Source organism: Ferrovibrio sp. (genome assembly GCF_964218355.1).
Taxonomy (GTDB): Bacteria; Pseudomonadota; Alphaproteobacteria; order Ferrovibrionales; family Ferrovibrionaceae; genus Ferrovibrio.
In genome coordinates this window covers 89,927-116,240 of the sequence record NZ_CAXPMC010000014.1, presented here as the reverse complement: position 1 = coordinate 116,240, position 26,314 = coordinate 89,927, and the positions used below count along the sequence as shown (strand labels likewise).

At 65.7% G+C, this 26,314-nt stretch carries 22 protein-coding genes; 12 read left to right on the top strand and 10 right to left on the bottom strand.

What is annotated here, in order from left to right; translation table 11 throughout:
* The first annotated feature begins 12 nt into the window (after positions 1-12).
* Positions 13-1,779 (top strand): OPT family oligopeptide transporter, encoded by a 1,767-nt coding sequence (locus ACEQZY_RS09050; RefSeq protein WP_370153731.1) that lies wholly within the window; start codon positions 13-15, stop codon positions 1,777-1,779.
* On the opposite strand, the gene ACEQZY_RS09045 is transcribed toward ACEQZY_RS09050, so the two are convergent.
* The 7 genes from ACEQZY_RS09045 to ACEQZY_RS09015 all read right to left on the bottom strand — a co-directional run bounded on the left by ACEQZY_RS09045 (position 1,776) and on the right by ACEQZY_RS09015 (position 7,264).
* Positions 1,776-2,396 carry a nicotinate-nucleotide adenylyltransferase gene (locus ACEQZY_RS09045; protein ID WP_370153729.1) on the bottom strand — a complete coding sequence of 207 codons (621 nt, stop codon included), beginning with the start codon at positions 2,394-2,396 and terminating at the stop codon, positions 1,776-1,778. The genes ACEQZY_RS09050 and ACEQZY_RS09045 overlap by 4 nt on opposite strands.
* Positions 2,397-2,442: 46 nt before the next feature.
* Positions 2,443-3,720, bottom strand: a complete 1,278-nt coding sequence (locus tag ACEQZY_RS09040; RefSeq protein WP_370153747.1) for a glutamate-5-semialdehyde dehydrogenase — start codon at positions 3,718-3,720, stop codon at positions 2,443-2,445.
* A 23-nt stretch (positions 3,721-3,743) separates the two neighbouring features.
* Positions 3,744-4,892, bottom strand: coding sequence for a glutamate 5-kinase (proB, locus tag ACEQZY_RS09035; protein WP_370153728.1), 1,149 nt, complete (start codon positions 4,890-4,892; stop codon positions 3,744-3,746).
* On the bottom strand, positions 4,889-5,941 hold the full coding sequence (gene obgE / locus ACEQZY_RS09030) for a GTPase ObgE (protein ID WP_341704756.1): 1,053 nt from the start codon (positions 5,939-5,941) through the stop codon (positions 4,889-4,891). Before obgE ends, proB begins: the two co-directional genes overlap by 4 nt.
* A 111-nt stretch (positions 5,942-6,052) precedes the next feature.
* Positions 6,053-6,313, bottom strand: a complete 261-nt coding sequence (gene rpmA, locus ACEQZY_RS09025) for a 50S ribosomal protein L27 (RefSeq protein WP_341704755.1) — start codon at positions 6,311-6,313, stop codon at positions 6,053-6,055.
* A 29-nt stretch (positions 6,314-6,342) separates the two neighbouring features.
* Positions 6,343-6,651: a 50S ribosomal protein L21 gene (rplU, locus tag ACEQZY_RS09020; protein ID WP_341704754.1), complete on the bottom strand. Its 309-nt coding sequence runs from the start codon at positions 6,649-6,651 to the stop codon at positions 6,343-6,345.
* A gap of 118 nt (positions 6,652-6,769) precedes the next feature.
* The gene (locus tag ACEQZY_RS09015; protein ID WP_341704753.1) at positions 6,770-7,264 is read right to left on the bottom strand and encodes a thermonuclease family protein; all 495 of its coding nucleotides are present in this window, start codon (positions 7,262-7,264) and stop codon (positions 6,770-6,772) included.
* A gap of 116 nt (positions 7,265-7,380) precedes the next feature.
* Between ACEQZY_RS09015 and ACEQZY_RS09010 the strand changes: the two genes are divergently transcribed.
* Positions 7,381-8,343: a diacylglycerol kinase family protein gene (locus ACEQZY_RS09010; RefSeq protein WP_341704752.1), complete on the top strand. Its 963-nt coding sequence runs from the start codon at positions 7,381-7,383 to the stop codon at positions 8,341-8,343.
* Positions 8,344-8,367: 24 nt separating this feature from the next.
* Complete coding sequence (locus tag ACEQZY_RS09005; RefSeq protein ID WP_341704751.1) at positions 8,368-8,712, top strand: antibiotic biosynthesis monooxygenase; 345 nt, start codon at positions 8,368-8,370, stop codon at positions 8,710-8,712.
* Between the two features lie 15 nt (positions 8,713-8,727).
* On the opposite strand, the gene ACEQZY_RS09000 is transcribed toward ACEQZY_RS09005, so the two are convergent.
* Entirely contained in the window at positions 8,728-9,156 is a 429-nt protein-coding gene (locus ACEQZY_RS09000) for a tellurite resistance TerB family protein (protein WP_341704750.1), read from the bottom strand.
* A gap of 141 nt (positions 9,157-9,297) precedes the next feature.
* Between ACEQZY_RS09000 and ACEQZY_RS08995 the strand changes: the two genes are divergently transcribed.
* On the top strand, positions 9,298-10,281 hold the full coding sequence (locus ACEQZY_RS08995) for an alpha/beta fold hydrolase (protein WP_341704749.1): 984 nt from the start codon (positions 9,298-9,300) through the stop codon (positions 10,279-10,281).
* Here the strand turns inward: ACEQZY_RS08995 and ACEQZY_RS08990 are convergent.
* Entirely contained in the window at positions 10,278-13,082 is a 2,805-nt protein-coding gene (locus ACEQZY_RS08990) for an ATP-dependent DNA helicase (RefSeq protein ID WP_370153724.1), read from the bottom strand. The genes ACEQZY_RS08995 and ACEQZY_RS08990 overlap by 4 nt on opposite strands.
* A 106-nt stretch (positions 13,083-13,188) precedes the next feature.
* Positions 13,189-13,827, bottom strand: a complete 639-nt coding sequence (locus tag ACEQZY_RS08985) for a helix-turn-helix transcriptional regulator (protein WP_370153722.1) — start codon at positions 13,825-13,827, stop codon at positions 13,189-13,191.
* A 255-nt stretch (positions 13,828-14,082) separates the two neighbouring features.
* Here ACEQZY_RS08985 and ACEQZY_RS08980 point away from each other — a divergent pair, with 255 nt between their 5' ends.
* The 8 genes from ACEQZY_RS08980 to ACEQZY_RS08945 all read left to right on the top strand — a co-directional run bounded on the left by ACEQZY_RS08980 (position 14,083) and on the right by ACEQZY_RS08945 (position 26,312).
* A complete protein-coding gene (locus ACEQZY_RS08980; protein ID WP_370153720.1) occupies positions 14,083-14,601 on the top strand; it encodes a hypothetical protein in 519 nt (172 codons plus the stop codon).
* Between the two features lie 429 nt (positions 14,602-15,030).
* Positions 15,031-17,196: a type I secretion system permease/ATPase gene (locus ACEQZY_RS08975; RefSeq protein ID WP_370153718.1), complete on the top strand. Its 2,166-nt coding sequence runs from the start codon at positions 15,031-15,033 to the stop codon at positions 17,194-17,196.
* Entirely contained in the window at positions 17,183-18,535 is a 1,353-nt protein-coding gene (locus tag ACEQZY_RS08970; protein ID WP_370153716.1) for an HlyD family type I secretion periplasmic adaptor subunit, read from the top strand. The genes ACEQZY_RS08975 and ACEQZY_RS08970 overlap by 14 nt, the downstream gene beginning before the upstream one ends.
* On the top strand, positions 18,532-19,092 hold the full coding sequence (locus tag ACEQZY_RS08965; protein ID WP_370153714.1) for a toxin-activating lysine-acyltransferase: 561 nt from the start codon (positions 18,532-18,534) through the stop codon (positions 19,090-19,092). Before ACEQZY_RS08970 ends, ACEQZY_RS08965 begins: the two co-directional genes overlap by 4 nt.
* Positions 19,073-19,576 (top strand): N-acetyltransferase family protein, encoded by a 504-nt coding sequence (locus ACEQZY_RS08960; protein ID WP_370153712.1) that lies wholly within the window; start codon positions 19,073-19,075, stop codon positions 19,574-19,576. Before ACEQZY_RS08965 ends, ACEQZY_RS08960 begins: the two co-directional genes overlap by 20 nt.
* 62 nt (positions 19,577-19,638) lie before the next feature.
* On the top strand, positions 19,639-20,466 hold the full coding sequence (locus tag ACEQZY_RS08955; RefSeq protein ID WP_370153710.1) for a DUF2927 domain-containing protein: 828 nt from the start codon (positions 19,639-19,641) through the stop codon (positions 20,464-20,466).
* A 169-nt stretch (positions 20,467-20,635) separates the two neighbouring features.
* Entirely contained in the window at positions 20,636-25,774 is a 5,139-nt protein-coding gene (locus ACEQZY_RS08950) for a tandem-95 repeat protein (RefSeq protein ID WP_370153708.1), read from the top strand.
* Complete coding sequence (locus tag ACEQZY_RS08945) at positions 25,767-26,312, top strand: N-acetyltransferase family protein (protein WP_370153706.1); 546 nt, start codon at positions 25,767-25,769, stop codon at positions 26,310-26,312. Before ACEQZY_RS08950 ends, ACEQZY_RS08945 begins: the two co-directional genes overlap by 8 nt.
* The last annotated feature ends 2 nt before the right edge of the window (positions 26,313-26,314 follow it).

Here is a 26,314-nt window from a genome sequence, read left to right as displayed (position 1 = left end):
TAAACTGGGGCGATGGCCCAGGCACATTCTCCTGCGTCGCCAGGGCATGCAGCCCCCGAGCTGACGCTGCGCGCCATTCTCACCGGCATGCTGATCGGTGCGGCGCTCACCCCCTGCAATGTCTACAGCGGCCTGAAGATCGGCTGGTCCTTCAACATGTCGGTGGCGGCCGGCCTGCTTGCCTATGGCTTCTGGTCGCTGGCGGCGCGCGGCAGCCGCGCGTGGCCCTGGGGCATCCTCGAAAACAACATCAACCAGACGACCGCCTCGTCCGCCGCCTCCATCATCTCGGGCGGCCTGGTGGCGCCGATCCCGGCTCTCACCCTGCTGACCGGCCGCGAACTCGCCTGGCAGTGGCTGACGCTGTGGGTCTTCGCGGTCAGCATCCTCGGCGTCGTGGTGGCGGCCGGCCTGCGCAACCAGATGCTGCTGCGCGAACGGCTGGCCTTTCCCGCCGGCATCGCCACCGCCGAGACCATGCAGCGCATTCATGCCCGCGGCCGCGAGGCCTTTGCGCGGCTGCGCGTGCTGTTCGGCGCGGCGGCCGTCTCGGCGGCCCTGAAAGGCGTGAACGATCTCGTCGTCGCGCTGCCGCGTCTCGGCCCGGCCGCCACGCTGCCGGCGGGCGGCGCATCGCCCACGCTGGCCAATCTCGGCTTCGCCTTCGATCCCTCGCTGCTGATGCTGGGCTTCGGCGCCATCATCGGCCTGCGCGCCGGGCTGTCGCTGCTGCTGGGCGCGGTGACCGGCTGGGGCCTGCTGGCACCCTATGCCCTGGCGATGGGCTGGGCGGAGGCCGGCGCGGCCGCGCCGCAGGCCGCCTGGTTCGGCCCGCTGGTCACCTGGCTGCTGTGGCCCGGCGTCACCCTGATGGTGGTGGCGTCGCTGGTCTCTTTCGGTATCTCGCTGCTGCGCCTGTGGCGGCGCCGGCGGCAGGCGGCCCCGGCGGACCGCGCGCCTCTGCGGCTGCCGCGCGGGCAGATGCTGGGCCTGGTTTTCTGCACGGCGCTGATCGCCGCCATCGCTATGCCGCTTTTCGGCCTCGCGCTGTGGGAAGCCGTGACCGCGGTGCTGCTGAGCTATGTGCTGGCGGTGGTGGCGGCCCGGGTCTCGGGCGAGACCGGCATCACGCCGATCGGCGCCATGGGCAAGATCACCCAGCTCGCCTACGGAATCCTCTCGCCGGGCAACGTCATCACCAACCTGATGGCCGCCAACATCACCGGCGGTGCCGCCGGCCAGTGCGCCGACCTGATGCACGACCTGCGCACCGGCCAGATCATCGGCGCCACGCCGCGCTTCCAGATCGTGGCGCAGTGCTTCGGCGTCGCCACCGGCGCGCTGGCCGGCAGCGCCGTATACCTGCTGCTGATCCCCGATCCGCAGGCGATGCTGATCACCGCCGACTGGCCGGCGCCGGCGGTGGCGACCTGGAAGGCCGTGGCGGAAGTGCTGGCCGGCGGGCTTGGCGCGATTCCGCCGGGTGCGCTGCCGGCGATGCTGGCGGCCGCCATGGCCGGCATCGCACTGGCGCTGGCCGAACGGCTGCTGCCCGAACGATACGCGCGCCGGGTGCCGAGCGCGCCGGCCATCGGCCTCGCCTTCGTCATCCCGGCCTGGAATGCCCTGTCGATGTGTCTCGGCGCGGTGATCGCCGCCATCGTGGCGCGCGTCGCGCCGCGCTTCGGCGAGACATCGACGCTGCCGCTGGCGGCGGGGCTGGTGGCGGGCGAAAGCCTGATCGGCGTGGCCACCGCGGCGGCCGGGCTGCTGCGCTAGCCGGCGGCGCGGCGGCGGGCCTGCATCTGCTGCCGGATCGCGGTGGCGCTGAGCGGGTTGAGTTTCGTCTTCAACAGCAGGAAGGCCGGCGCCCGGCGGTCCGGCAGGGTGGCGGCCTCGGCCTGCGGCAGGCGGGCCTGCTGCAGGGCGCGGGCGGCCGGCGCAAACGCCGCCGTCAGGTTATGGCCGGGCCGGTCGAGCACCGCCACCGGCATGGCGCGGGCGATCTGCTGCCAGCTTTCCCAGCGGTGGAACTGCGCCAGGTTGTCGGCCCCCATCAGCCACACGAAGCGCATGGCCGGATAATGCCGGCGCAGGGCGGCGAGCGTGTCGGCGGTGTAGCGGGTGCCGAGCCGGCTTTCGATACCGGTGACGACGATGCGCGGATGCGCCGCCACGGCGCGTGCCGCGGCGATGCGGGTGGCCAGCGGCGCCATGCCGTTGGCCGCCTTCAGCGGATTCTGCGGGCTGACCAGCCACCAGACCTGGTCGAGCTTCAGCCGGCGCAGGGCCGTGATGCTGATCTCGCGATGGGCGGCATGGGCGGGATTGAACGAGCCACCGAGCAGGCCGATGCGCAAGCGAAGCCGCGAGCCGAGGGGGGGAAGCCGGGTCATGCGGGGCTTGGCGCTCCGTTCTGGCTGGGGCGGCGGCGGCGGCCGGTCAGGGCCGGATCTGGCCGCTGCCCTGCACGAGATACTTGAAGGTGGTCAGCTGCTCGACGCCGACCGGGCCGCGCGCATGCATCTTGCCGGTGGCAATCCCGATCTCGGCGCCGAAGCCGAACTCGCCGCCATCGGCGAACTGCGTCGAGGCATTGTGCAGCAGGATTGCGCTGTCGAGCCGGTTCATGAAGGCGGCGGCATGATCCGCATTCTCGGTCAGGATCGCCTCGGTATGCTGCGAGCCGTATTCCGCGATATGCGCAATCGCCGCATCGAGATCGGGCACGACCTTCACGGCGATGATGGCATCGAGATATTCGGTGGCCCAGTCTTCCCCGGTGGCCGGTTTCACCCGGGCATCGACGGCCTGCGTCGCCGCATCGCCGCGCACTTCGCAGCCGGCATCCAGCAGTGCCTTCACCAGCCGCGGCAGATGCGTCGGTGCCGCGGCCTGTTCCACCAGCAGGGTCTCGGCGGCGCCGCAGACGCCGGTGCGGCGCAGCTTGGCATTCAGCACGATCTTTTCGGCCATGGCCGGATCGGCGCTGGCCTCGACGAAGACATGGCAGTTGCCTTCCAGATGGGCGAAGACCGGCACGCGGCTTTCCGCCTGCACGCGCGCGACCAGCGACTTGCCGCCGCGCGGCACGATCACGTCCAGCCATTGCGGCGCCGTCAGCATGGCGCCGACCATGGCGCGGTCGGTCACCGGCACCAGCTGGATCGCGGCTTCCGGCAGGCCGGCCGCTTTCAGCCCGGCGGCGAGGCAGGCATGGATGGCGCGGCTGGAGCGGAAGCTTTCGCTGCCGCCGCGCAGGATGGCGGCATTGCCGGCCTTCAGGCACAGGCCGCCGGCATCGGCGGTCACGTTCGGGCGGCTTTCGTAGATCACGCCGATCACGCCCAGCGGCGTGCGCACCCGGCGGAAATGCAGGCCGTTCGGCCGCGTCCATTCGGCGATGGTGGCGCCGACCGGATCGGGCAGGGCGGCGATGTCCTCCAGCCCCGCGGCAATGGCCGCGACGCGCCGGTCGTCCAGCATCAGGCGGTCGAGCAGGGCATTGCTCAGCCCCTTGTCGCGGCCGGCGGCCATGTCTTCGGCATTGGCGGCAAGGATCGCGGCCGTGTTCGCGCGCAGGGCCTGCGCGGCCGCCGTCAGCGCGGCATTCTTCTGCGCCGTCGGCGCGGTGGCGAGGATGGTGGCGGCGGCCTTCGCCGCGCGGCCCATCTCTTCCATCAGGGAACCGGCGTCCATCAGCGTCGCGGTATCGGAAATCGTGCTGTGCGCGGTCATGGCGGTCATCTCAGAACAAGATCGTCGCGGTGGATCATCTCGTCGCGGCCACGGTAGCCGAGAATCTCGGCAATGTCGCCCGATTTGTGCCCGATGATGCGGCGGGCATCCTCGTCGGTGTAAGCGGAAAGCCCGACGGCGATCTCGGTGCCGGCGGCATCCACCACGCGCACGAGGTCGCCACGCTGGAAACGGCCATCGACCCGCGTCACGCCGGCCGGCAGCAGCGAGCGGCCCGAGCGCAGCGCCTTTTCGGCGCCGGCATCGACGGTGAGGCTGCCCTGCGGATTGAGATGGCCGCCGATCCACTGCTTGCGTGCCGCATTCGGCGTGCCGGTGGCGAGGAACCATGTGCAGGTGCCGCCGTCGCGCACATTCTGCACCGGATGCATCTGCTTGCCGTTGGCGATCACCATGGCGCAGCCGGCGCCGGTGGCGATCTTGGCCGCCATGATCTTGGTGACCATGCCGCCGCGGCCGAAGCCCGAGCGCGAGATGCCGGCCATTGCCTCGATCTCCGGCGTCACGGCCTCCACCAGCGGAATGAAACGGGCGGCTGCATCGATGCCGGGATCGGCGGTGTAAAGTCCGTCGATATCGGACAGCAGCACCAGGCAGTCGGCCGAGATCATCTGGGCGACGCGGGCGCCGAGCCGGTCGTTGTCGCCGAAGCGGATTTCCGCCGTCGCCACCGTGTCGTTCTCGTTCACCACCGGCACCACGCCCAGCTTCAGCAGCGTGTTCACGGTCTCGCGCGCATTCAGGAACTGGCGCCGCGATTCCGTGTCGGCCAGGGTCAGCAGAATCTGTGCGGTCTTCAGGTCATGCCTGGCCAGCGCCTCGCCCCAGGCGGCCGATAGCCGGATCTGGCCGGCGGCGGCGGCGGCCTGGCCTTCCTCCAGCCGCAGGGCGCGGCCGGTCAGGCCGAGGATGCGGCGGCCGAGCGCAATCGCCCCCGACGAGACGACGAGCACTTCCTTGCCGGCGGCGCGTAAGCCGGCGATATCCTCGACCAGGGCCGCCAGCCAGGCGGCGCGCAGGGTGCCTTTCTCGCCATCGACCAGCAAAGACGAGCCGACCTTGACGACGATGCGCCTCGCGCGGTCGAGGGACGGCAGCGCCTTCGTCGACGGGCTGCGTGCCGCGGCATTCACCGGATCACGCCCTTCACGTCGGCATCGCCCTGTACCGCCACGCCGTCCTTCTCGGCCTGGCGGGCGGCGGCGATGATCTCCCACAGCTGGCGCACCACGGCCTCGACGCCCTCGCCCGACACGCCGGACAGCGCGAAGACCGGCCGTTTCGCCGACCGCTTCAGTTTCGTGATCTTCTCTTTCAGTTCGTCGGCGGGGATCGCGTCGATCTTGTTCAGGCCGATGATCTCGAGCTTGGTATCGAGCCCGCCGCCGTATTTCTTCAGCTCCCGGCGGATCAGCTTCCAGTTCGCCACCGGGTCTTCCGCGGTGCCGTCCAGCAGATGCAGGATCACCGCGCAGCGCTCGACATGGCCGAGGAAGCGGTGGCCGAGGCCGGCACCCTCGGCGGCGCCCTCGATCAGGCCGGGCAGGTCGGCCAGCACGAATTCGCGCTCGTCGGCCTTCACCACGCCCAGCTGCGGCTTCAGCGTGGTGAAGGGATAGTCGGCGATCTTCGGCCTGGCGCGGGATACGCGCGACAGGAAGGTCGACTTGCCGGCATTGGGCAGGCCGACGAGGCCGGCATCGGCGATCAGCTTCAGCCGCAGCCAGATCCATTTCTCCTCGCCGGGCCAGCCGGGATCGGCGCGGCGCGGCGCCCGGTTGGTCGACGACTTGTAATGCTCGTTGCCGAAGCCGCCATCGCCGCCCTTGCACAGCAGCACGCGCTGGCCCACCTCGGTCATGTCGGCGATCAGGGTTTCTTCGTCCTCGGCGAAGATCTGGGTGCCCTTGGGCACCTTGAGAACCACGTCGGGGGCGCCGGCGCCGGAACGCTGCCGGCCCATGCCATGGCCGCCGCGCTCGGCGCGGAAATGCTGCTGGTAGCGGTAGTCGATCAGGGTGTTCAGTCCATCGACGCATTCCACCCAGACATCGCCGCCCTTGCCGCCATTGCCGCCATCGGGGCCGCCATATTCGATGAACTTCTCACGGCGGAAGCTGACGGAACCGGCGCCGCCATGCCCGCTTTCAACATAGACCTTGGCCTGATCGAGGAACTTCATCGCAATGCTGCCGTGCTGAAGACAAAGAAAGCTGAAGACAAAGAAAAAGGGGAATGGCCTGCGCCATTCCCCTTGATCTGTTGTGTCTGCTCTCGGGAAAGGCGCGTGGACTTACGCCTCCGGCGGCAGCACCGAAACGAAGGACCGGCCGGCCTTGCCGTCATGGAACTTCACGAAGCCGTCGACGGTGGCGAACAGGGTGTGGTCCTTGCCCATGCCGACATTCTTGCCGGCATGCACCTTGGTGCCGCGCTGGCGGATGATGATGTTGCCGGCGAGCACGGCCTGGCCGCCGAACTTCTTGACGCCGAGGCGCTTGGACTCGGAATCGCGACCGTTGCGCGAGGAGCCGCCAGCTTTCTTGTGTGCCATGGAACTGTCTCCTTAACCTGTCGGACGCCTCAGGCGGCGATCTCGAGAATCTTGACGGCGGTGTAGCGCTGGCGATGGCCGTTCTTGCGGCGCGAATTCTGCCGGCGGCGCTTCTTGAAGATGATCAGCTTCGGCCCGCGGGTCTGGCCGATCACCTCGGCCTTCACCTTGGCGGCGCCGACAGCCTTGCCGGCCTTCACATCGGCGCCCTGGCCGACGGCCAGCACCTGGTCGAATTCGATCTTGTCGCCCGCCTCGCCGGCCACCAGCTCGACCTCGAGCACGTCGCCCGCGGCCACCTTGTACTGCTTCCCGCCGGTCTTGATCACTGCGAACATCTTAGCCAATCCTCTGGTCGATCCTTAAGCCGTTGAGCGGCATAAGAAAATGGCGGCGCCGGCGTTCCGGCGCCACCTGAATTCCGAGGCGCGCACTATAGCCAGCGCCAAAAGGCTGTCAACCCCGGATTCGGGCGGCCTTTTCGCGCTCCCGGCGGCGCCAGTCCCAAGCCGGCTCGGCCGCCGCACCGGGGGCCCAGACCCCGGCGCCGGCCTGCCGCGCCTCCTGCTCGGCCGGCAGGTAATCGGCGGAATAGGCGGTATAGGCCCAGGCCAGCCCGGCCCGCACCATGGCCCGGTTCAGGTCGAGGCTGCCGGCCCGGCAGACCGCCACCACCCGGCCGTAGCGGTCGCGGTCCTTTTCCTCGCAGGCCACGCTGCGCCCCTCCACCAGCCGGCGCAGATAGGCCGCCGCGTCCTGCCCGCACAGCCAGGCAACACCGTTTTTCTCACATTTCTGGGATTTTTCCGGCGCGTCGATGCCATGCAGCCGATAGCGGATGGCGCCGATCCGCAGGGTGTCGCCGTCCACCACCACAGTTTCAGGCCCGGTGGTCTGCGCCTGCAGCGACAGCGGGAACAGCAGGCAGGCAAGCACAAGCAGCCATTTCATCGGGCCGCTTTAGCACAAACCCGTATGTCTTTCTAATACGGGGATATGCATTCCGGCCGCAGTGTCACAAAACCATCCCCTGACGCGGCCGGGGCGAATCTGCTATCCGGGCGGTCATGTCCGCGACCTACCGCCGCCGTCTGCTGGTGATCTACAACCCGACTGCCGGCGCGGGGAAGCTTGGCCGCCGCAAGCGCGCCCGGCTGGAAGCCTATCTCGACCTGCTCGAGGATGCCGGCTGCGCGGTGGAATTCCGTCCCACCGCGAAGCGCGGCGATGCCGAGGCCTTTGCCGGCGAGGGCCTGGCCGGGAAATACGACGCGGTGGTGGCCGCCGGCGGCGACGGCACCATCGGCGAGGTGGCCAACGGCCTGCCGGCGCAGGATGCGGCGCCGCTGGGCATCTTTCCGCTGGGGACCGCCAATGTGCTGGCGATGGAAACCGGCCTGCCGCTGGACCCGCCCGCGGTGATGCAGGCGGTGCTGCACGGGCCGGTGGCGCATGTCTGGCCGGGTTTCGTCAATGATCGTCTCTTCACCATCATGGCCGGCATCGGCTTCGATGCCCATGTGGTGGCGGATCTGCGGCCGGGCCTGAAACGCTGGCTGGGCAAGGGCGCCTATGTGCTGGAGAGCCTGCGCCAGCTGGCCGCCTACAAGGTACCGCGCTACCGCCTCGTCATCGACGGCCAGGATTACGACTGCGCCTCGGCGGTGATCGCGAAGGGGCATTTCTACGGCGGCAGGTTCGTCTGCGCCCCCGATGCGCGGCTGGATGCGCCGGATTTCCAGGTCTGCCTGTTCGGCATGGGCGGCCGCCTCGGCGCACTGCGCGCCACCGCGGCGCTGACCGCCGGGCTGCTGCGGCACCTGCCGGAAATCAGCCTGGTGCGCGGCCGCCGCATCGAGATCGCGACCCTGGGCGACAGCGCCTATGCAGCCGGGGAACCGGTGCAGGCCGATGGCGATATCGCCGCCCGCCTGCCGGCGGTGGTGACAATCGGCACCCGCGCCATTCCGCTGATCGTGCCGGCGGGCAGCGGTCTGGCGCAGGGCATGCTACAGAAGGCGGCAGAATAACCTGACCGGAAAGGCCGCCCCGCCATGTCCCCGCGTTTCGCCAGCACCCCGAAGCCACCCTATTATGCCGTGATCTTTTCCGCCCAGCGGACAGGCGGCGACAACGGCTACGATGCCGCCGCGCAGGCAATGGCCGAACTGGCCGCGCGCCAGCCGGGCTATCTCGGCGCCGAAAGCACCCGCGATGCCGCCGGTTTCGGCATCACCGTGTCCTACTGGGACAGCGAGGAGAATATCCGCAACTGGAAGCGCAACCTCGACCATGCCGCCGCGCGGCAGCAGGGTCGCGCGCAGTGGTATTCGCATTACGAATTGCGGGTGGCGAAGGTCGAGCGCGCCTATAATTTCGCGGCGCCGGAAACCGACTAGGCCGGCGGCAAAAGCCTAGGCCGTGGCCATGGCGTTGTTGCGCTTGTAGCGCGCCCGCGCGCCGCGCTCGATGGCGGCGGCATGCAGGCGTTCGACGCCGATCTCGTGGCGCAGCATTTCCAGCCAGCGCAGTTCCTCCTGCAGGGCGCGGCCATCCACGGCAACGACATCGCAGGCCAGCGCATAGGCGGTTTCCGCCCAGCCCTCGGGCAGGGCCTCCTTGACCAGGCCGAGCGCCGCCTCGACGCCGTCCTCCTCGTCCAGCAGGGCGACGCAGTCGCCGGTCGCCACCTTCATCGCGTCGATGCTGAAGCCCTTGAAGATCGGCAGGTTGCGCACCGCCAGCTCGATGGCGCCGACCTCGGAATCCTTCAGCGCGCCATCGGCCACGGCGGCGATCACCATGGCATAGATCAGGGCGTTGTGCGGCGTGATGGTCGACATGATCGCCTCGGGTTCGGTCTGCGGACAGGGTTCGCCCAGACTATGGGGCAGGGGTGCGGCCTGCCGCAAGGGCCGTGCAGGTCACAGTTTCGCCATGCTTTGCGGGTTTTATTCGGCGCCGCGGGCTGTATGGTGTGGCCCATGCGTGGCTTTGTCCGTTACTTCCTGCTGCCGGGTTTCGGCTCGGTCCTGCTGCTGCTGGCCGCGCTGGCGGCGGCGATCGTCTGGGGCACCGCGCCGGCACCGGCGCCGCTGGCCAGCATCAACGATCCGGCGGCGGCGCAGAATCTGAGCGCGCTGCCCGCGCGGCAGTTTATGCGCGCCCGCGACGGCATGGCGCTGGCCTATCGCACCTATCCCGGCGCCATCGCGCGGGCGGTGATCCTGGTGCATGGCTCGACCGCCGATGCCGCCAGCATGCACAGCCTGGCCCGTGCCCTGCAGAGCATCGCCGATCCGCCCACGGTCTATGCGCTGGACATGCGCGGCCACGGCATGAGCGGTGCCCGGCGCGGCGACATCGCCTATCCCGGCCAGCTCGAGGACGATCTCGAGGATTTCCTGAAGGACCGCCGGCTGGCACATCCGGCCGCGCAATGGACACTGGCCGGATTCTCGTCGGGCGGCGGTTTCGCCCTGCGCATCGCCGGCTCCGGCCTCGCGCCGCAATTCCGCAAATTCATCCTGCTGGCGCCGTGGCTGGCCCATGACGCGCCGACCGCGCGCGATGGCGGCGGCGATGCGCAATGGGCGGCGCCGTATCTGCCGCGGCTGGTCGCGCTGCTGCTGCTGGAAAAGGCCGGCCTGCCCTGGTTCCAGGACCTGCCGGTGCTGGCTTTCGCGCGGCGCGACGGCGATGGCCAGTCGTATACATACTCTTACCGCCTGTGGCGGAACTTCCGGCCGCACGAGGACTACGCCGCCGATCTGCGCGCCGCGCCGTCGGCGCCGGTGCTGCTGGTCGGCGGTGCCGACGAATTGCTGGTGGCCGATGCCTTCGCGCCGCTGGTTGCCGGCATCCGCAGCGACGCGACCGTGCAGGTGCTGCCCGGCCTTGGCCATATGGACATGATCTTCAGCGAGACGGCCCAGCGCGCCGTGGTCGATGCCTATCTGAAGGACTAGGACCGTTCCTGCAGGTCGGACTGCGTGCCGCCGGCGCGCATCCGTGCGAGGAAGTCGCGGGTCTCGGCCACCGCCTCGGCGATGCCGATGCGGCGCACCTCCACATCGGCCGGAAAGGCCGACAGCAGCCGCGAGGGCAGCTGCGCATCCAGCACCACGAAGACGCCATAGTCATTGGCCGTGCGCAGCAGGCGGCCATAGGCCTGTTTCAGTTTCAGCCGGGTGAGCAGATCGTCATAGGCCTGGCCGCCGAAGGCCGCCTTGCGTGCCTTGTGCAGCAGGTCAGGCCGCGGCCAGGGCACGCGGTCGAACACGACAAGACGCAGCGACGCGCCCGGCACGTCGACGCCGTCGCGCATGGCGTCGGTGCCCAGCAGGCAGGCATGTTCCTCGCTGCGGAAGATGTCGACCAGGGTCGCGTTGTCCAGCGGATCGACATGCTGGGCATAAAGCGGCAGGCCGGCTTCCGCCAGCGGCCGCAGCAGGCGCTTCTGCACGGCGCGCAGGCGGAAGATGGCGGTGAACAGCCCGAGCCCTCCGCCGCCGGCAGCCAGGAACAGCTCGCGATAGGCCGCCGCCACCTGGTCCATGGCATCGCGGCGCACATCGGTGACCACCAGCACCCGGGTGCGCGCGCCATAATCGAAGGGCGAGGGGAAGGCGGCATGGCGCGCCGGCATCGGCAGGTGGCGGGCGCCGCTGCGGATATCGGCGGTGCCCCAGGCGGCTTCCGGCGCCGCATCCGTCTTGCCCGGGGCGAGATCGCGCAGGGTGGCCGAGGTGACGGCGACGCCATGGGCCGGCTTCAGCACCGCGCCGGCAAAGGGCAGCATCGGATCGAGATAATGGCGGTAGAGGCCGAGATCGAAATCGCGGCCCTCGATGCGTTCCAGCGCGAACCAGTCGACGAAGGCGTCCGGCGTGCCGGTGCCGAGATCGGCCAGCATGCTGCGCCAGGCTTCCAGCGTCAGCTTCCGCCGCAGCAGGCCGCGCAGGGCGCCTTCCATGCGGCTGCGCGTCGCCGTGTCGAGTTCCGCCGTCTCGTCGGCGAGCTGGTCGCTGAGGGATTTCGCCAGCCGGTTCACCGGTTCGAGGATGCGGGCGATGCCGGCGGCGAAAGCCTCCGCCGCGTCGATCAGGCCGTCGACCGGTTCGCGCGTCGGGCATTCAAGGCCGTAGGGGCTGTCGGGTTCGCGGGCGCGGGCCAGCAGCTGCTGGCGCACCTTCGCCAGGAATTTTTCGCCGCTGCCGGCGGGGGCGCCATCGGCGATGCGGCCGAGCCAGCCATCGCCGGGCAGGGCGCGCGCCGCCTCGGTGATGGCTTCCAGCGCGGCGCGGCCGGCCTCGTTCTCGGTGACGAGATCGCCGATGCGGTTGGCCAGGCCGCGGGCGCGGCTGCGCCGCCCGCCTTCGGGGCCGCGCAGCCAGCGGCGCAGCTCGATCGCCTCCTGCCCGGTCAGATGGGCGGCGAAGGCGCTGTCGGCGGCCTCGAAGAGATGATGGCCCTCGTCGAACACGTAGCGCAGCGGCTTCTGGGATTCGTCCTCGCCGAGGGCGGCCTGGATCATCACCAGCGCATGGTTGGCGATCACCATCTCGGCCTTGCGCGACCGGCGCACGCTGCGCTCGATGAAGCATTTGCGGTAATGCGGGCAGCCGGCATGGATGCATTCGCCGCGCTGGTCGGTCAGACCGACCGTGCGCGCGCGGCCATGCAGGTCGACGGCCCAGGCGGGAAAATCGCCGCCGGCGAGATCGCCGTCGCGGGTCGCGCCGGCCCAGCGCGCCACCAGCGCCAGCGGCACCAGGTCCTGCGGCCGTGCCGCGCCGCCCTGGGCGGCGTCTTCCAGATTCAGCAGGCAGAGATAATTCTCGCGGCCCTTGCGCACCACGACCCTGGCGGCTTTCTCGGCCGCATCGGGAAACAGCCGGTCGAGTTCGCGGTCGAGCTGGCGCTGCAGGTTCTTGGTGTAGGTCGACAGCCACACGGTGCCGCCATTCTTCTCGGCCCAGACGCTGGCCGGCGCGATATAGCCCAGCGTCTTGCCGATGCCGGTGCCGGCCTCGGCCAGCACCATCTCGGGCATGCCCATGGTCTCGCGCGGCGCGAAGGCCTGGGCGGTGGCGGCGGCATAATCGGCCTGGGCCGCGCGCAGCTCGGATGCCGGCCCCTGTTTATTCTGGCCCAGCAGCCGCGCCAGCCGCTCGCGCGCCTCCATGGGCGACACGCTCTGGGTGTCGGGCGGCGGCGGCGGTGCGTAATCCACCCAGTCGGGCAGTTCCTGCCAGACATCCAGCCCGCCGAAACCGCCGGCCGGCACCGATGCCGCCATCGGCCCCAGTGCCGCCAGCAGATAGGGTGCCCAGGGCCAGCCCGCCTTCTGCAGTCCCTGGGCCAGCCGGGCGCTGCGTTTCAGGCTGCGCGGGCCCTGCCGGGGCAGTTCGGCCAGCAGGGTCGCGGCCGCCTCGCGCAGGCAGGCGGCGGCCTCCTCGTCATCGGCGGCATCGAGGCCGCAGCGGTCGAGCAGGCCATGGGCGGTGGGCAGGCAGAACCGCGCCGGCCGCACGAAGGCAAACAGGTCGAGCAGGTCGAGGGCGGGAAACGGCTCGACGCCGAGCCGCGCCGCCGTGGCACGGCCATGCACCAGCAGTGGCGGCATGGCGCGGGCGCGCCGCGCGGCGGCATCGGGCGTCAGTCGTTCGACGGGATGGCCGGTTTCCGACCACCAGGCCACGCCGCCGCCGGCCACCAGCGCCGGCAGCCGCGCAAGGGCGGTGGAAAGATCGGGCGTGTCGGTCATCAACGAAACCGGGCGAGTGAGAAACCCTCGTCATGCCCGCAATGGCGGGCATCCAGCATAGCGCCTGCTTCTGGGTTCCCGCCTGCGCGGGAACGACGGCTGAAAACTACTGCGACGCCCAGACGATGCGGTGCATCCAGGCGACATCCTGGGTGTCGAAGCTGCGGTCGGGATGCGCCGGATTGAACGAGCTCAGCTCGATGCGGGTCAGCGTCTTGCGGGTGAGGATCTTGCACATCACCTCGCCCTGCATGGTCCGCGCGATGATGCGGTCGCCGCGGCTGGGGTTGTTCTGCGCCGGCGAGACGATGACGATGTCGCCGTCGCGGTAGACCGGCAGCATGCTGTCGCCGCTGATCTCCAGCGCATAGGCATTGGGATCGCCGATATCGGGAAACGGAATCTTCTCCCAGCCCTCGCCGACCGGAAAGCCGGCATCGTCGAAATAGCCGGCAGCGCCGGCCTGGGCGAGGCCGATCAGCGGAATCCGGTGGCTGATGCGCGAGCCGCCGCCATTCTCGCTCAGCAGGTCCATGAACTCGGCCACTGAGGCGCCGGTGGCATCGATCACCTTGGAAATCGACTCGGTGGACGGCCAGCGCTGCTTGCCATCGCGGGAGATGCGCTTGCTGCGGTTGAAGGTGGTCGGGTCCAGCCCCGCCTTGCGGGCAAGGCCCGACGCGGTCAGTCCGTATTTCTCGGCCAGGCCGTCGAGCGCGGCCCAGATCGCCTTGTGGGTCAACATGGGAACATCGTCTTACATTTTGCCAGTTTTGGCTACAGGAATATTCTCTGATTACGAGTTTGAAATAGGAACATACTAGGAATATAAAGGTCTGCCGGACGATGTATTTGTGACCTGTTCCATGCACAGCCGGGAGCAACCATGAAATATTATGACCCGCAGGGCGCCAGGCCCGGCTTTGTTCCGTCCGCGGTCCCGGGCCGGGCGCCAGGGTGGGCGCCAGGTGCGATACCGGCCGCGGTATCCGGCTGCGCCATGCCTGATCCCCTGATGCCCGACCATGCGGTGCCTGACCGTGCGGTGGTGGTGTTCGCCGAGGCGACCGGCCTGCATCGCAGCCTGCGCCTGCTGCGGCTGCTGAAGCCGGGCTTCCGCCACTGCCATGCCTATCTGCCGCTGCAGGGCGGCTGGATCGGCCTCGATCCGCTGTCGCACTGGCTGGCGCTGCGCGGCTTTGCGGCCTGGCCGGCCGGCGCCGATCTGGCTGCCCATCTGCGCCGGGCCGGGCATTGCGCGCTGACCGTGCCGGTGGCCGAGCCGCCGCGCCGGCCGGCGGCGCCGCTGCCGTTTTCCTGTGTCGAGCTGGTCAAGCGCCTGATCGGGCTGCAGGACTGGCGGATCAGAACACCATGGGAACTATTTCTGCATTTACGGAAAATATACCTTGACAATGGCGCCTGTTTGTTCTATCTATCCTCATCAGGAGAACAAAGTGTGAATAAATATGCCGCCGTGACGGCCCGCATCTCCGGGTCCGCTGCGGCCATGCTCTAGGGCGCAGCGGTTTGTGAACACTGTGCAGCCCTCGTTGAGCAGATGTGCGAGGTGAAAGATGAAACCTTCTTTTGGCTTTCTTGACCTACTTGGCGTGAGAGCGATCGCGTTCCGGTTCATTTTCCGATGCAGCTATTCAAGAGAGGGCGGTTTCTCGGCCCGTTTGCGCCTTTTGAGCGGGGCGTTCCCGCGTTTGAGAAGTCAGCACAGAAAAAATAGATGATAGACGTGGCGCATGCTGGGGTTGCTTCTCAGCTGGCGCAATACTCCTAATTACTATTTTATGATGAAGAAAAGTACTTGCGAGCCCCAATAGGTTGCATAGGATTGATTTGTCACTGAAACGACGGCTGCCCCCGTTACCCCGGCTGCCCGTCGATCACATCGCATAGAAGAATCTATCGCTGCAGTGCAGTTGCTGGGGGTGTCATGTCCGGAGTTGTCTCATCAGGAGATAGCGGGCTGCTGGGGGTGGCGCTGATCGCCGGGTTCTATGAGATCCCGGTGGAGGCCGAGACATTGCGTCAGGCTATTGGCGCCGGCAACAACACGCTCGATGAAACCGATATTCTGAAAGCGGCAGATGTCGCGGGGCTGACCGCCGCGAGCCGTAAAGTTCCGCTCAAGCATTTGGCCAAGGCGACGCCGCCGGGCCTCGCTCTGCTGCGTGACGGTCGCTTTGTGGTGCTGGCGCGCTGCGAAAACGGTGCCGTCCTGCTCCAGGATGCCGTCGCCGGACAGGCGTCGCAGATGACCCTCGATGCCTTCGATGTGCTCTATGCCGGTCGCCTGATCGAGTTCAGGCGCAAGGAGGCGGGCGCGGCGGCAATACCTTTCTCGCTCTCCTGGTTCTTCGGCGTGGCCGGAAAATACCGCCGGCTGTTTGGCGAGGTGCTGGCGGCCTCCTTCATCCTGCAGCTTTTCGGCCTGGTCAGCCCGCTGATGTTCCAGGTGGTGATCGACAAGGTTCTGGTGCATCGCGGCCTGACCACGCTGGACGTGGTGATCATCGGCCTCCTGGCCGTAACCCTCTTCGAGGCTCTGCTCACCGGGCTGCGCACCTATCTGCTGTCGCATACTACCAACCGGATGGACGTCGAGTTCGGCGCCCGGCTGTTCCGCCAGCTGATGGCTCTACCAATGAGTTATTTCGAGAGCCGGCGGATCGGCGAATCAGTGGCGCGCCTGCGCGAGCTCGAGACTGTGCGTAATTTCCTCACCGGCTCGACGCTCACCTTCACCATCGACGCCGGGTTCACAGTGGTCTTCCTGGCTGTGATGTATCATTTCAGCCCGGTACTGACCGCCATCGTTCTGGCCACCATCCCGGTCTACCTGATCATCTCCTTTGTCGTAACGCCGCTGCTGAAGCGGCGGCTGGACGACAAAGCCGGCCAGGCCAGCGAGACGCAGGCCTTCATGGTCGAGCTGCTGGGCGGTATCGAGACCCTGAAAGCGATGGCGATCGAGCCGCGCATCCAGCGCCGGTTCGAAGACCATCTGGCGCAGTCGACGACGGCCAGCTTTCGTGCCGGCCAGGTCTCGGCCATCGGCGCCCAGCTGATTGCCGTGGTCGGCAAGCTGACTACCGTCGCCCTGCTATGGCTCGGCGCCCTGCTGGTGATGAAGGGCGATCTCAGCGTCGGCCAGCTGGTTGCCTTTAACATGCTGTCGGGGCGGGTGGCGGCACCGATCCTGCGGCTGGCACAGCTCTGGCAGGATTTCCAGCAGGTGCGGGTGTCGATCCAGCGGCTGGCCGACATCATGAACAGTCCGTCGGAAACCCGGATCGACAATCCTTCGCATCTGCCGGCCCTGCGCGGCCGCATCGATTTCGAGCAGGTCAGCTTCCGCTACCGGGCTGACGGGCCGGAAGTCCTCAGTGAGGTCAGCTTCAGCATTCTGCCAGGGCAGGTGGTTGGCATCGTTGGCACATCCGGCTCGGGCAAATCGACCTTGGCCAAGCTGATCCAGCGACTGCACGTCCCGGAGCGTGGCCGCGTGTTAATCGATGGCATCGACATGGCACGTACCGATACCGCTTGGCTGCGCCGGCAGATCGGCGTGGTGCTGCAGGACAACGTGCTGTTCAACATGTCGGTGCGCGAGAATATCGCGCTGGCCGACCCACTGCTGCCAGTGGACAAGGTGATCGCCGCTGCCGAATTGGCCGGGGCCCATGACTTCATCCTGTCGCTGCCGCAGGGCTACGACACCATGGTCGGCGAGCGCGGCATGACCCTGTCCGGGGGGCAGCGCCAGCGCATAGCCATTGCCCGGGCGCTGGCGACCGACCCCCGCATCCTGATCTTCGACGAGGCGACCAGCGCGCTGGATACCGAGGCCGAGCGGGCGATCCAGGCCAACATGCGGCAGATCTGTGCCGGCCGCACGGTGATCCTGATCGCCCACCGGCTCTCCACCCTGCATGGCTGCGACCACATCCTGACCTTGGAGAATGGGCGCCTGATCGAAAGCGGCGACCATGGCCATCTGCTGGCTCAGAACGGCCGCTATGCCCAGCTCTACCAGCTGCAGACCGGCACCGCACCGGCCGCGGCCGCGGCGGCGGGGGTGTCCAATGCCGCCGAGTGAAGCTGCCGCCATGCCGCCGCCATCACCGTTGATGGCCGATTTCCATCCCGGCCGCCTGCAGGTGTTGCATGCCGCTCCTTCGCCGGTCGGCCGCATCCTGCTGTGGAGCATCTGCCTGCTGGCTGTCCTGGTTGTAGTCTGGGCGTCGCTGGGCACCGTCGACGTAGTGGCGGTCGGCCAGGGCCGGGTAATCCCGGCCGGCCGGGTCAAGCTGCTGCAGGCACCCGAGGCCGGGGTCGTGCGGGCCATCCATGTCCGGGACGGCGATCGGGTGCGGGCGGGAGACATCCTTGTCGAGCTCGATCCGACGGCAGCGCTGGCAGGCTACGACCAAGTCCGCAGCGACCTGCAGCTGGCCCTGCTCGACCGGGCCCGGCTGGAGGCGCTGTCCCGCAATCCGGCCGATCCAGGAAGGGTCTTCGTCCAGCCCCCCGCCGCGGACACAGTCGCCCTGACAGTGCAGCGCCGACTGATGCTGGGCCGCGCCGCCGAGTTTCGCGCCCAGCAGGATGCCGCCCGCGCCGAGCTGGCACGTCATCGCGGCGAGGAACGGTCGCTACGAGCCCAGATCGCCAAGCTGGAAGCCAGCATTCCGCTGCTGGCGAAGCGCGTAGAGGCTAAGCAGACTCTGGTCGACAAGGGCATCGGCGCGGCAATGCCACTACTGGAGATCCGCCAGCAGCTATCCGACCAGCAGCATGACCTGCTGGTCCTGCGGACACGGGACGGGGAAATCCGCAGCAGCATCGCACTGGCAGAGGCGCAGCTGCGACGCGTGCAGGCGGAATTCGAGCGTGGCCTGCAGGGCGAACTGGCCGAGACCGGCCGCAAGATCGCCGGCCTGCAGCAGGATCTGCTAAAGGCCGAGCAGCGCCTGCTCTACCAGACCCTGACTGCCCCCATCGACGGCACCGTGCAGCAGCTGGCGGTCAACACCGTCGGCGGCGTCATGACCCAGGGCCAGACTGCGCTGGTCGTTGTGCCAGGAGACAGCCGCCTTGAAGTGGAGGCCATGCTGCTGAACAAGGATATCGGCTTCGTGCAGGCCGGCCAGCCGGCGGTGGTTAAGTTCGAGACTTACAACTTCACCCGCTATGGCTATCTGGAAGGTACTGTCACCACGGTGTCGCGCGACGCCATTGAGGACAAGACCTTGGGCCTCGTCTATGCCGCGCGCATCGCTCTCGATGCCCAGAAGATGGAGATCGAGGGGCGCGAGCTGCCGATCGGCGCTGGCATGACGGCCACCGTCGAAATCAAGACCGATCAGCGCCGCATCATCGACTTCGTGCTCGCACCGCTGGTCCGCTACAAACAGGAAAGCCTGAGGGAAAGATGAGCATTGTCGAAGCAAGCTCTGTGCAAACTGGAAATGCAGCAGCGGCGTCAGCGGCACAGGAATCAAAGTCCGTCAGGATAGATATGCAGGCCGTTCAGCGCCGGGTTGCTACTCCCGGTGCAGACAAGCCACTGGATGTGCAACAGGTATTGATCAATATCGGACTGCTGATGATGCAGTCTCCCGGGCATCGCTACTTCTTCCTTGCAGATCTTGAATGGCTTTTATATCCGCCGGTCCAACTGCATCAGTTCAAACTCTATATGAAGGGTGGCCGGCCGGTAGCCTACGTCTCTTGGGCGCAATTGTCAGAGGATGCCGAGGCGCGGTTTCTAGTCGCGAGACGGCTTGCACCGACAGATTGGAAATCTGGAGACCGCAGTTGGATGATTGATCTGATTTCGCCATTTGGAGGGGGTGAAGAGGTGATGGGTGATTTGCGCGATAACATCCTCCCTGGCAAGTCGTTCAAGTATTGGCATCAGGGCCCAAACGGACCTCAGGTAAAGCTGGTCCAACCGCTGGAGACCCAGGCAGATGCTGCCGCTCCAAAGTGATGTCACTGTTCTGCCTAGGACCGGCTTAGTTGTGCGACTCGCTCGGGCAGAAGATATTCCAGCTCTGTTGAGTCTGGGGCGGCTCGCACATTGCGAAACGCACTATCATTTTGTGCCATTCGACGAAGCTAAGGTTATGACGACGGTCGCGCGATTCTTGACCAACACCGAGCGTCACTGCGTCTTTATAGCGGAGTGGGAAGGCCGTCTCGTCGGATTCCTGGCGGGACTTGTGGAAGATTACTTCTTTTCAAGCGCGTGTTACGCCCGGGATATTATTTTCTATATTGATGCGAGCAGCCGTGGGACCGCGCTCGCTCGACAGCTAGTTAGCGCATTCACGATTTGGGCTAGACGCCACGGCGCACTTGAAGTCCAGGTTGGGGTTTCGTCTGGGCGAAAGGTTGATCGGGCAGGGCAATTCCTTCAACGCTGCGGCTTTACCGCCGTCGGCGGTTTGTACAAGCGGCGGCTGTTACCATGAAATGCCTTCTGCCTGCTCTGTCTATGGTTGGCCTCTGTACGTTGGTTGCTTGCTCTGGCCCAATGCGCGAGCCGTCAAATGCAGCCCTCGCCGCCGATTTTATGACGGTGGCTTTCTATAGTCGCGAGCAAATTCTCGGTTCCGGACGCCGAAGATCTTTGTACAAGGCCGACCAGCGTGATGTTTGCCTAATAGTCGCTGGAGAGCCAGGTGCCGAGGAGCGCGCGCTTGTCTCTCGTGTGGCCGCCGCGTACTCGCTAACCAACGAAATACAAATTGTTACTTCCGAGTGCCGATCAACAACCAATCTAGTGATGGTTTTTGTGCCACGGGAGGTCAACGGCCGTGGATCAGGTGCGATCGCAGAATACGCAAATTCTAAGCTTATAGGCTCGATCCAAGATCATAAGGTCCCCGAACCCTTCAAAGCCTCGTACTCAAGAGCAATTCACAATCGATTTATCTATCCATCTAGCGACCCAGGTTGGGCGCAGAAGATTTGTATGTTTGGGCCTTCGTTCAAAGTGGACGGCGCGATTTTTACCATGATCACGATCAGCATGAACTTCGGATATATGCAGCGGTGCATATATGAAGAAACACTGCAGGCACTTGGCTTGCCATTCGACAGCACGAAATCGTGGCCATCTATTATTCGCGTCGACCACAGTGGTCATCGAGTGGATACGTTGAACGCTCCTTCTAGTTACGATCTTCTTTATCTTCGCGTTCTTTATGATCCGCGCCTGCGTAGTGGAATGTCATATGACGAGGTCAAGCAACTAGTTGAAGGCATTATTGCTGAGTTAAGGCCAGATGAAAGCCGCCCTCCGGATCTAGGTAGATTGTACACCAAGGCACCGCCCAGTTTTTCTCAGGTGCAGGATTAGTGATGCCTCATGCATGGTGTTTGGATTTCCAGGTGGAAGTGATCGCGGCGACGAGAATGTCGCGGTTTAACCGCAAGCCGAGACAGAAATGAGAGCAAGCTTCAGAGCAAGCGGCGAACATAAGTCGCGATATGTTCTCCATGCAGCTGAGATGATCGGAGAATAAACGATGTCTCCACTAGTACTAGGTGACTACTTTCATGATTGGCTGCGAAAGAACGGTCTCTTAGAAGACCTGCGGCCGCCACGCCTTCAAGGGATGTGGTCGGGAGGTGGTGACGGCGGCGGCGGCGGCGGTGATGGAGGTAATAGCAATGGCAACAACAACGATGCTTGTACCACTGGGGTGGGGCCAGGATGCGGCGTTAGTCCGCCGGGAGGAGATAGTCCGTCTTCTCCTTCAGGGCCAGACTTCTTCTTTGTTCCCCCTCCTCCTCCACCACCCCCACCACTGCCACCTGATGCAGTCAACGACCACCTATTTGGCACGGAAGATACCGTTCTTGCAGTGCCAGTTGGGCAGCTGCTAGCAAATGACAGTGATCCCAACGGAGACGCGCTAAGTGTAATTGGTGTTGGCGATGCCGTTGGTGGTAGCGTGGCGTTGGTTGGCGGTCAGGTGGTGTTTACCCCAGATCCGAATTTCAACGGTGCGGCCAGTTTCAGCTATACGATATCGGATGGCCATGGCGGCACCGATACCGCCATGGTCGCGGTGGATGTCGCCGCCGTCAACGACGCACCAGAGGTCGCGATCGACCGCTTCGGCTTTGCCACCACCGAACAGGTGACCAGCCAATTCCAGGCCGGAATCACCAATTTCATCGACGTGCTGACCGACACACAGGAAGGGCAGGCCCTAGATTCGGCTTTCGTCAATGGTGTCGGGCCAATTACGCTGGACGACCAGGATCGTGAGGTCACGGTTTCACTGCATACCGACGGCGCAGGCTTCCAGAACGTCATCGGTTACTACGTCATTAATCCGGACGGCAGCTTCGGCCAGCCGCAACTGGTCTTTCCCAATGCCTCGGTACCCCCGTTGCAGCCGGGCGACGAGGTCTCGCTTGGCGTATTGCCGGCTGGGACTACCATTGGCCTGTTCATGATCCAGAACGCCGCCGGCAACCCGCTGATCCAGCAGGTGGCCAATGGCACGGCGGAATTCAGCTTTGTGCAGGCCGACGGGGATCCGGCCACTCTTTTCGACGGCGCCGCGCCGCGGTTGATGGTGCATGCGCCGGGGGCTGATCCATCGAGTGGCAGTTTGGTCAGCCAGCCAGTCTTCCATACGGCTGCCGACGCCAATGCCAACTTTAACGGGCAGCCGATCAACACGCTGGCCCTGAATCCGGATAGCCAGCAGCATGTGGCGGCCGGCGAGGGTACGGCACCCGACCGGATCGCGGTTGGCTGGGAGGACCTTCTGCTCAACGGAGGCGCTGACCGCGACTACAATGACGTGATCCTCGAAATCGATGTCGGCGAGGCGCAGGTCAGCCATGTCAACCCTGCTAACGTCGGTGCGGGCAACAATCTTGACCTGTCGGATATTGACAGTACGGACCTGACTGCGGCGGTCTTCCGCATTGGCGATGGTGCCCAGGCTGGCGACACGTTGCAGTTATCCGGCGGCTTCACCATCGCGCCAGATGGACAAGTGTTGGATGGTGGAGGTCAGCCTACCGGCCTCAGTGTGGTTGGCGGCGGCTTTGGCGCGGATTCGGCTAATCCGGATGGGCTCAGTTTTACTGGTACGGCGCCGCTGGCCACCTACCAGGCGGTTCTGGATTCAGTGACCTTCGTCAACGAAGACGCTGGGCCAGGCGTGCGTGAACTGCAGGTCAGCGTCACCGACGACCAGGGCGCGGTTAGCAATCTCGGCGTATCGCATCTCGCGGTCGGCAATGCCGATACCGCCTCGGCGCTCACCGGTAATACCGGCGACGAAGTCTTGTCCGGCGGGGCCGGCAACCAGTTGCTGTTTGGCGACGATGGCAACGATACTTTGGATGGTGGCGCCGGCAATGACCTGCTTTTCGGTGGTCGCGGCGACGATACCCTGATCGGCGGCACTGGCAACGACCTGCTGGAAGGCGGAAGCGGCAACGATACCCTGCAGGGCGGCAGCGGCAACGACACGTACCGATTCGGCCGCGGTGACGGCAGCGATGTGATCGAGGAGACCGGCGGCAGCGACACGCTGGAATTCGGAGAAGACATCACGGCCGATGATCTCGATTTCCAAGTGCAGGGTCAGGATATCGTTATCAAGGTGAAGGCGCCGGACGGTTCGGCCACCGGCGACCAGATCGTAGTGAAGAACGGCATGACTAGCCAGGGCCGCGTCGAAACGGTCAAACTGGCTGATGGCACGGTGATCAATCTCAACTTGTCGAGCAGCGTGGGGGCGAATGGCCAGCTGGTCTTTGGCAACAGCCAGTATAACCAGCTGCAGTTCTGGCAGGCGGCGGCCGGTGAAGGCACCGCCGCCGTGGCCGGACAGATGGCGGCGGCGTTGGCGGCGGTCGCCGCCGGCGCGGTCGCACTTGGTGCCGATCCGGCCGAAGCGGCGGTGACGGTGGGGCAGTCCGCCATCGGCAGCGACGAGAACATGCAGGCGGCAGTGGCGGCGCTGGCTGGGGACGGCGGCGGCCCGTCACTGCAGGTGGGCCAGGTGATCGCTGACCTTGCTGCACCGGCTGCTGCGATAACGGCAACCTCAGTGCCTGCGCAGAAGACCGCCACCCTCTCCGACATCGTGAGCGCCGCGCCGCTGGCAGTTGCTACGTCTGTCCCCACGATGGCCATGGAATCCGCATCGTCCGGGGCTAGCACCGGCGACGCTGCCGGCAACAGTGATGGTGAAACCCTTCTTGCAGACGCCGTCCCAGCGCCGGACGCTCCTGTGTCGGCCGACAGTATTGCCGAGGCAGTCGCACCCGCCGCCCAAGCGTCACTCCCGGTCATCTCCACCCCGGAGTTCACCGATCCACCGCCTGTGCTGCAGGACGATGTCGTCGCGACCGACGAGGATACGGTGCTGCTGATCGATCCGGCCACTCTGCTAGGCAACGATTCCGACCCGATGGGCAGTTCGCTGGCCATCGTTTCGGTATCGGGTGCGACCGGTGGCACGGTGGCCTTCATCGACGGAAAGATAGCCTTCACCCCGGCTGCCGATTATAATGGTCTCGCCGGCTTCAGTTACACCGTGCGCGACGATTTCGGTAATCTGTCGACAGCCAAAGTGCTGGTCAGTGTCGCACCGGTCAACGATGCGCCCGTGGCCGGCGCCGAAACCTTGGCCGCGACTGAGGACACGGTACTGGTCATCCCGCCGGCGCTGGTTCTGGCTAACGATGGTGACGTGGACGGCGATATCCTGACCGTCACTTCGGTGCAGGATGCGGTCGGCGGCAGTGTCGCGCTGGATGGTAGTGGCAATCTGGTGTTCACGCCGGAGACAAACTTCAATGGCACCGCCAGCTTCGCCTACACCATCTCCGACGGCAATGGTGCAGCAACAACACAAACCGTCACCCTTCTGGTCGCAGCGGTCAACGACGCTCCTGATGTGGTTAGCGAGTTGGTCCTTGGCACAGAGGACATCGCTCTTCTGATCTCTGCTGCCAGCCTTCTGGCCAACGACAGCGATGTGGACGGCGACATACTGACCATATCAGCTGTCGGCAATGCGGTGGGTGGCAGCGTGGCCCTGGACGGCAACGGCGACGTCGTCTTCACCCCCACGCTGAACCACAATGGCAGCGCAACTTTCCAGTATGCTGTTGATGATGGCAATGGTGGCGTTACCTGGGCAACGGCCGCTGTGTCGATCGCCGCTGTCAACGATAACCCCGATGCCGTAGCAGACAGCTTCTCCACCAATGAAGATGTACCGCTGCTGATCCCGGTCTCCAGCCTGTTGGCCAATGACAGCGACGTAGATGGGGATGCTGTGACGGTCACTAGCGTGACCAATGCCATCGGTGGAACGGTGTCGCTGGTCGGCGGAAACGTCACCTTCACGCCAACGGCCAACTTCTACGGCACGGCTAGCTTCGACTATTCTGTCAGCGATGGCTATGGCGGTACTGCCACGCAAACTGTGACTATCACTGTCGATCCGGTTAATGACGCACCGATCGCTGTGACCAACAGCTACTCGATGAATGAGGACACTTCTCTGGCCATCTCGGCGGCGGATCTTCTAGCCAACGACAGCGACATTGAGGGGGACACGCTTACGCTGCTAGGAGTGCACAGCCCGTCCAATGGGTCGGTGTCCATGGTTGATGGCAACATTACCTTCACGCCCAATGGAAACTTTTTCGGTGCAGCGGGTTTTTACTACACAGTGTCAGATGGTCAGGGCGGTACAACAAATGGCTATGTCAGTATAAGTGTCGCTGATGTCATTGATCCGGCGCCGCCACCTCCGCAACACTGGGTTAGCAACGGCGAAGGTGGCGATGGCGGATGGGTGAACGATGCCGGTGATTACACCTACAGCAACGGCACTTGGACTTGGGTTCCGGCGCCGAGCGGGGGAGGCTCGGACGGCGGTGGTGACCCGAGCACCGGTGGCGGCGATGGCGGCGACGGTGGTGGCGACGGCAAGCCGGTCATCATCGATCTCAACGGCAACGGTCTCGACCTGATCCCGGTTGATGAATCGACCGCCTTCTTCGACATCAATGCCGACGGCTATCTCGATCGCATGGGCTGGGTGGCCAGCACCGACGGCCTGCTCGCCTACGACCACAACCAGGATGGCGCGATCACACAGCGCGATGAGATCGCCTTCGTTGATTACCTCCCCGGTGCTGCCAGCGATCTCGAGGGTCTGCGGGCCTTTGACAGTAATAACAATGGCATGCTGGATGCACAGGATGCGGAATGGTCGAAATTCGGCGTGTGGCAGGATGCCAACCAGGATGGTGTCAGCGATGAGGGTGAATTCCGCACCCTTGACCAGGTCGGAATTACTGCGATCAGTCTGAATTCCGACTGGAACAGCCGGGCCGAAGCGGGAAACATCGTGCTCGGCGAAGCAACTTATTACCGCACGGATGGTTCCGCCGGTACCGTGGGTGACGTCGTACTGAACTACCAGAGTGGTGCTCCAGATGCTGCACCTCCACCTGACATCAATGCGCAGCTTGCCACCCTGAAATCGATGATGGCGGCCTTCACCGCAGGGATCGAAGAGCCGCCAGCGAACCAGAACGTCGATCCTGCCACCGATCTGGCGGTCCTGGTGACCGCCGCGGAAGAGGAAGAGAAGGCGGTAGCTGGTGAATAGCGCGGCCGGCAGGGTGCAGGATGCGGCAGCAGCGGAGCCTGCAGGCGAGCGAGGCAGTGTCCGGGTGCGACTTGCCACGTTGGCAGACGTAGACGCGCTTTATCCCCTCGGATATGCGGCATACCACGAGGCGCGCTACTCTGCTCATCCATTTGACGAAACGAAAGCACGCCAGCTGTCCTTGCGAGCGGTTTCCGACCGTGAGCGGCAGGCGGTGATTGTCGCTGAGCGGGACGGGCAGCTGGTGGGCTACTGCTGGGGGATGGCCGGTGAGGCCATGTTCTCCCGGGCAATTCTCGGAACCATTGCCAGTATCTACGTACAGCCGGCCGCCCGGAATGGATTCGCAGCTGTGAAGCTCCTGCATGCCTTCCGCAACTGGGCGCGCATCAAGGGCTGCGTCGAGATTCATCTTAATGTTACGACCGGCATACGGCTGGCCCGCACCGATCGGTTCCTCCGGCGGCTGGGCTTCCAGCAGACCGGAGGGAACTACATTCTCGGGCTCGTTGGGCGGTCGCCTGCGAGCTCGCAATAGGA

Bases quoted from the DNA above. Each gene is read 5' to 3' on its own strand.
- ACEQZY_RS09050 (WP_370153731.1), top strand. From the start codon at position 13: ATGGCCCAGGCACATTCTCCTGCGTCGCCAGGGCATGCAGCCCCCGAG.
- ACEQZY_RS09045 (WP_370153729.1), bottom strand. From the start codon at position 2,396: ATGACCCGGCTTCCCCCCCTCGGCTCGCGGCTTCGCTTGCGCATCGGC.
- obgE (WP_341704756.1), bottom strand. From the start codon at position 5,941: ATGAAGTTCCTCGATCAGGCCAAGGTCTATGTTGAAAGCGGGCATGGC.
- rpmA (WP_341704755.1), bottom strand. From the start codon at position 6,313: ATGGCACACAAGAAAGCTGGCGGCTCCTCGCGCAACGGTCGCGATTCC.
- rplU (WP_341704754.1), bottom strand. From the start codon at position 6,651: ATGTTCGCAGTGATCAAGACCGGCGGGAAGCAGTACAAGGTGGCCGCG.
- ACEQZY_RS09015 (WP_341704753.1), bottom strand. From the start codon at position 7,264: ATGAAATGGCTGCTTGTGCTTGCCTGCCTGCTGTTCCCGCTGTCGCTG.
- ACEQZY_RS09010 (WP_341704752.1), top strand. From the start codon at position 7,381: ATGTCCGCGACCTACCGCCGCCGTCTGCTGGTGATCTACAACCCGACT.
- ACEQZY_RS09005 (WP_341704751.1), top strand. From the start codon at position 8,368: ATGTCCCCGCGTTTCGCCAGCACCCCGAAGCCACCCTATTATGCCGTG.
- ACEQZY_RS09000 (WP_341704750.1), bottom strand. From the start codon at position 9,156: ATGTCGACCATCACGCCGCACAACGCCCTGATCTATGCCATGGTGATC.
- ACEQZY_RS08995 (WP_341704749.1), top strand. From the start codon at position 9,298: ATGCGTGGCTTTGTCCGTTACTTCCTGCTGCCGGGTTTCGGCTCGGTC.
- ACEQZY_RS08990 (WP_370153724.1), bottom strand. From the start codon at position 13,082: ATGACCGACACGCCCGATCTTTCCACCGCCCTTGCGCGGCTGCCGGCG.
- ACEQZY_RS08985 (WP_370153722.1), bottom strand. From the start codon at position 13,827: ATGTTGACCCACAAGGCGATCTGGGCCGCGCTCGACGGCCTGGCCGAG.
- ACEQZY_RS08980 (WP_370153720.1), top strand. From the start codon at position 14,083: ATGCCTGATCCCCTGATGCCCGACCATGCGGTGCCTGACCGTGCGGTG.
- ACEQZY_RS08975 (WP_370153718.1), top strand. From the start codon at position 15,031: ATGTCCGGAGTTGTCTCATCAGGAGATAGCGGGCTGCTGGGGGTGGCG.
- ACEQZY_RS08970 (WP_370153716.1), top strand. From the start codon at position 17,183: ATGCCGCCGAGTGAAGCTGCCGCCATGCCGCCGCCATCACCGTTGATG.
- ACEQZY_RS08965 (WP_370153714.1), top strand. From the start codon at position 18,532: ATGAGCATTGTCGAAGCAAGCTCTGTGCAAACTGGAAATGCAGCAGCG.
- ACEQZY_RS08960 (WP_370153712.1), top strand. From the start codon at position 19,073: ATGCTGCCGCTCCAAAGTGATGTCACTGTTCTGCCTAGGACCGGCTTA.
- ACEQZY_RS08955 (WP_370153710.1), top strand. From the start codon at position 19,639: ATGCGCGAGCCGTCAAATGCAGCCCTCGCCGCCGATTTTATGACGGTG.
- ACEQZY_RS08950 (WP_370153708.1), top strand. From the start codon at position 20,636: ATGTCTCCACTAGTACTAGGTGACTACTTTCATGATTGGCTGCGAAAG.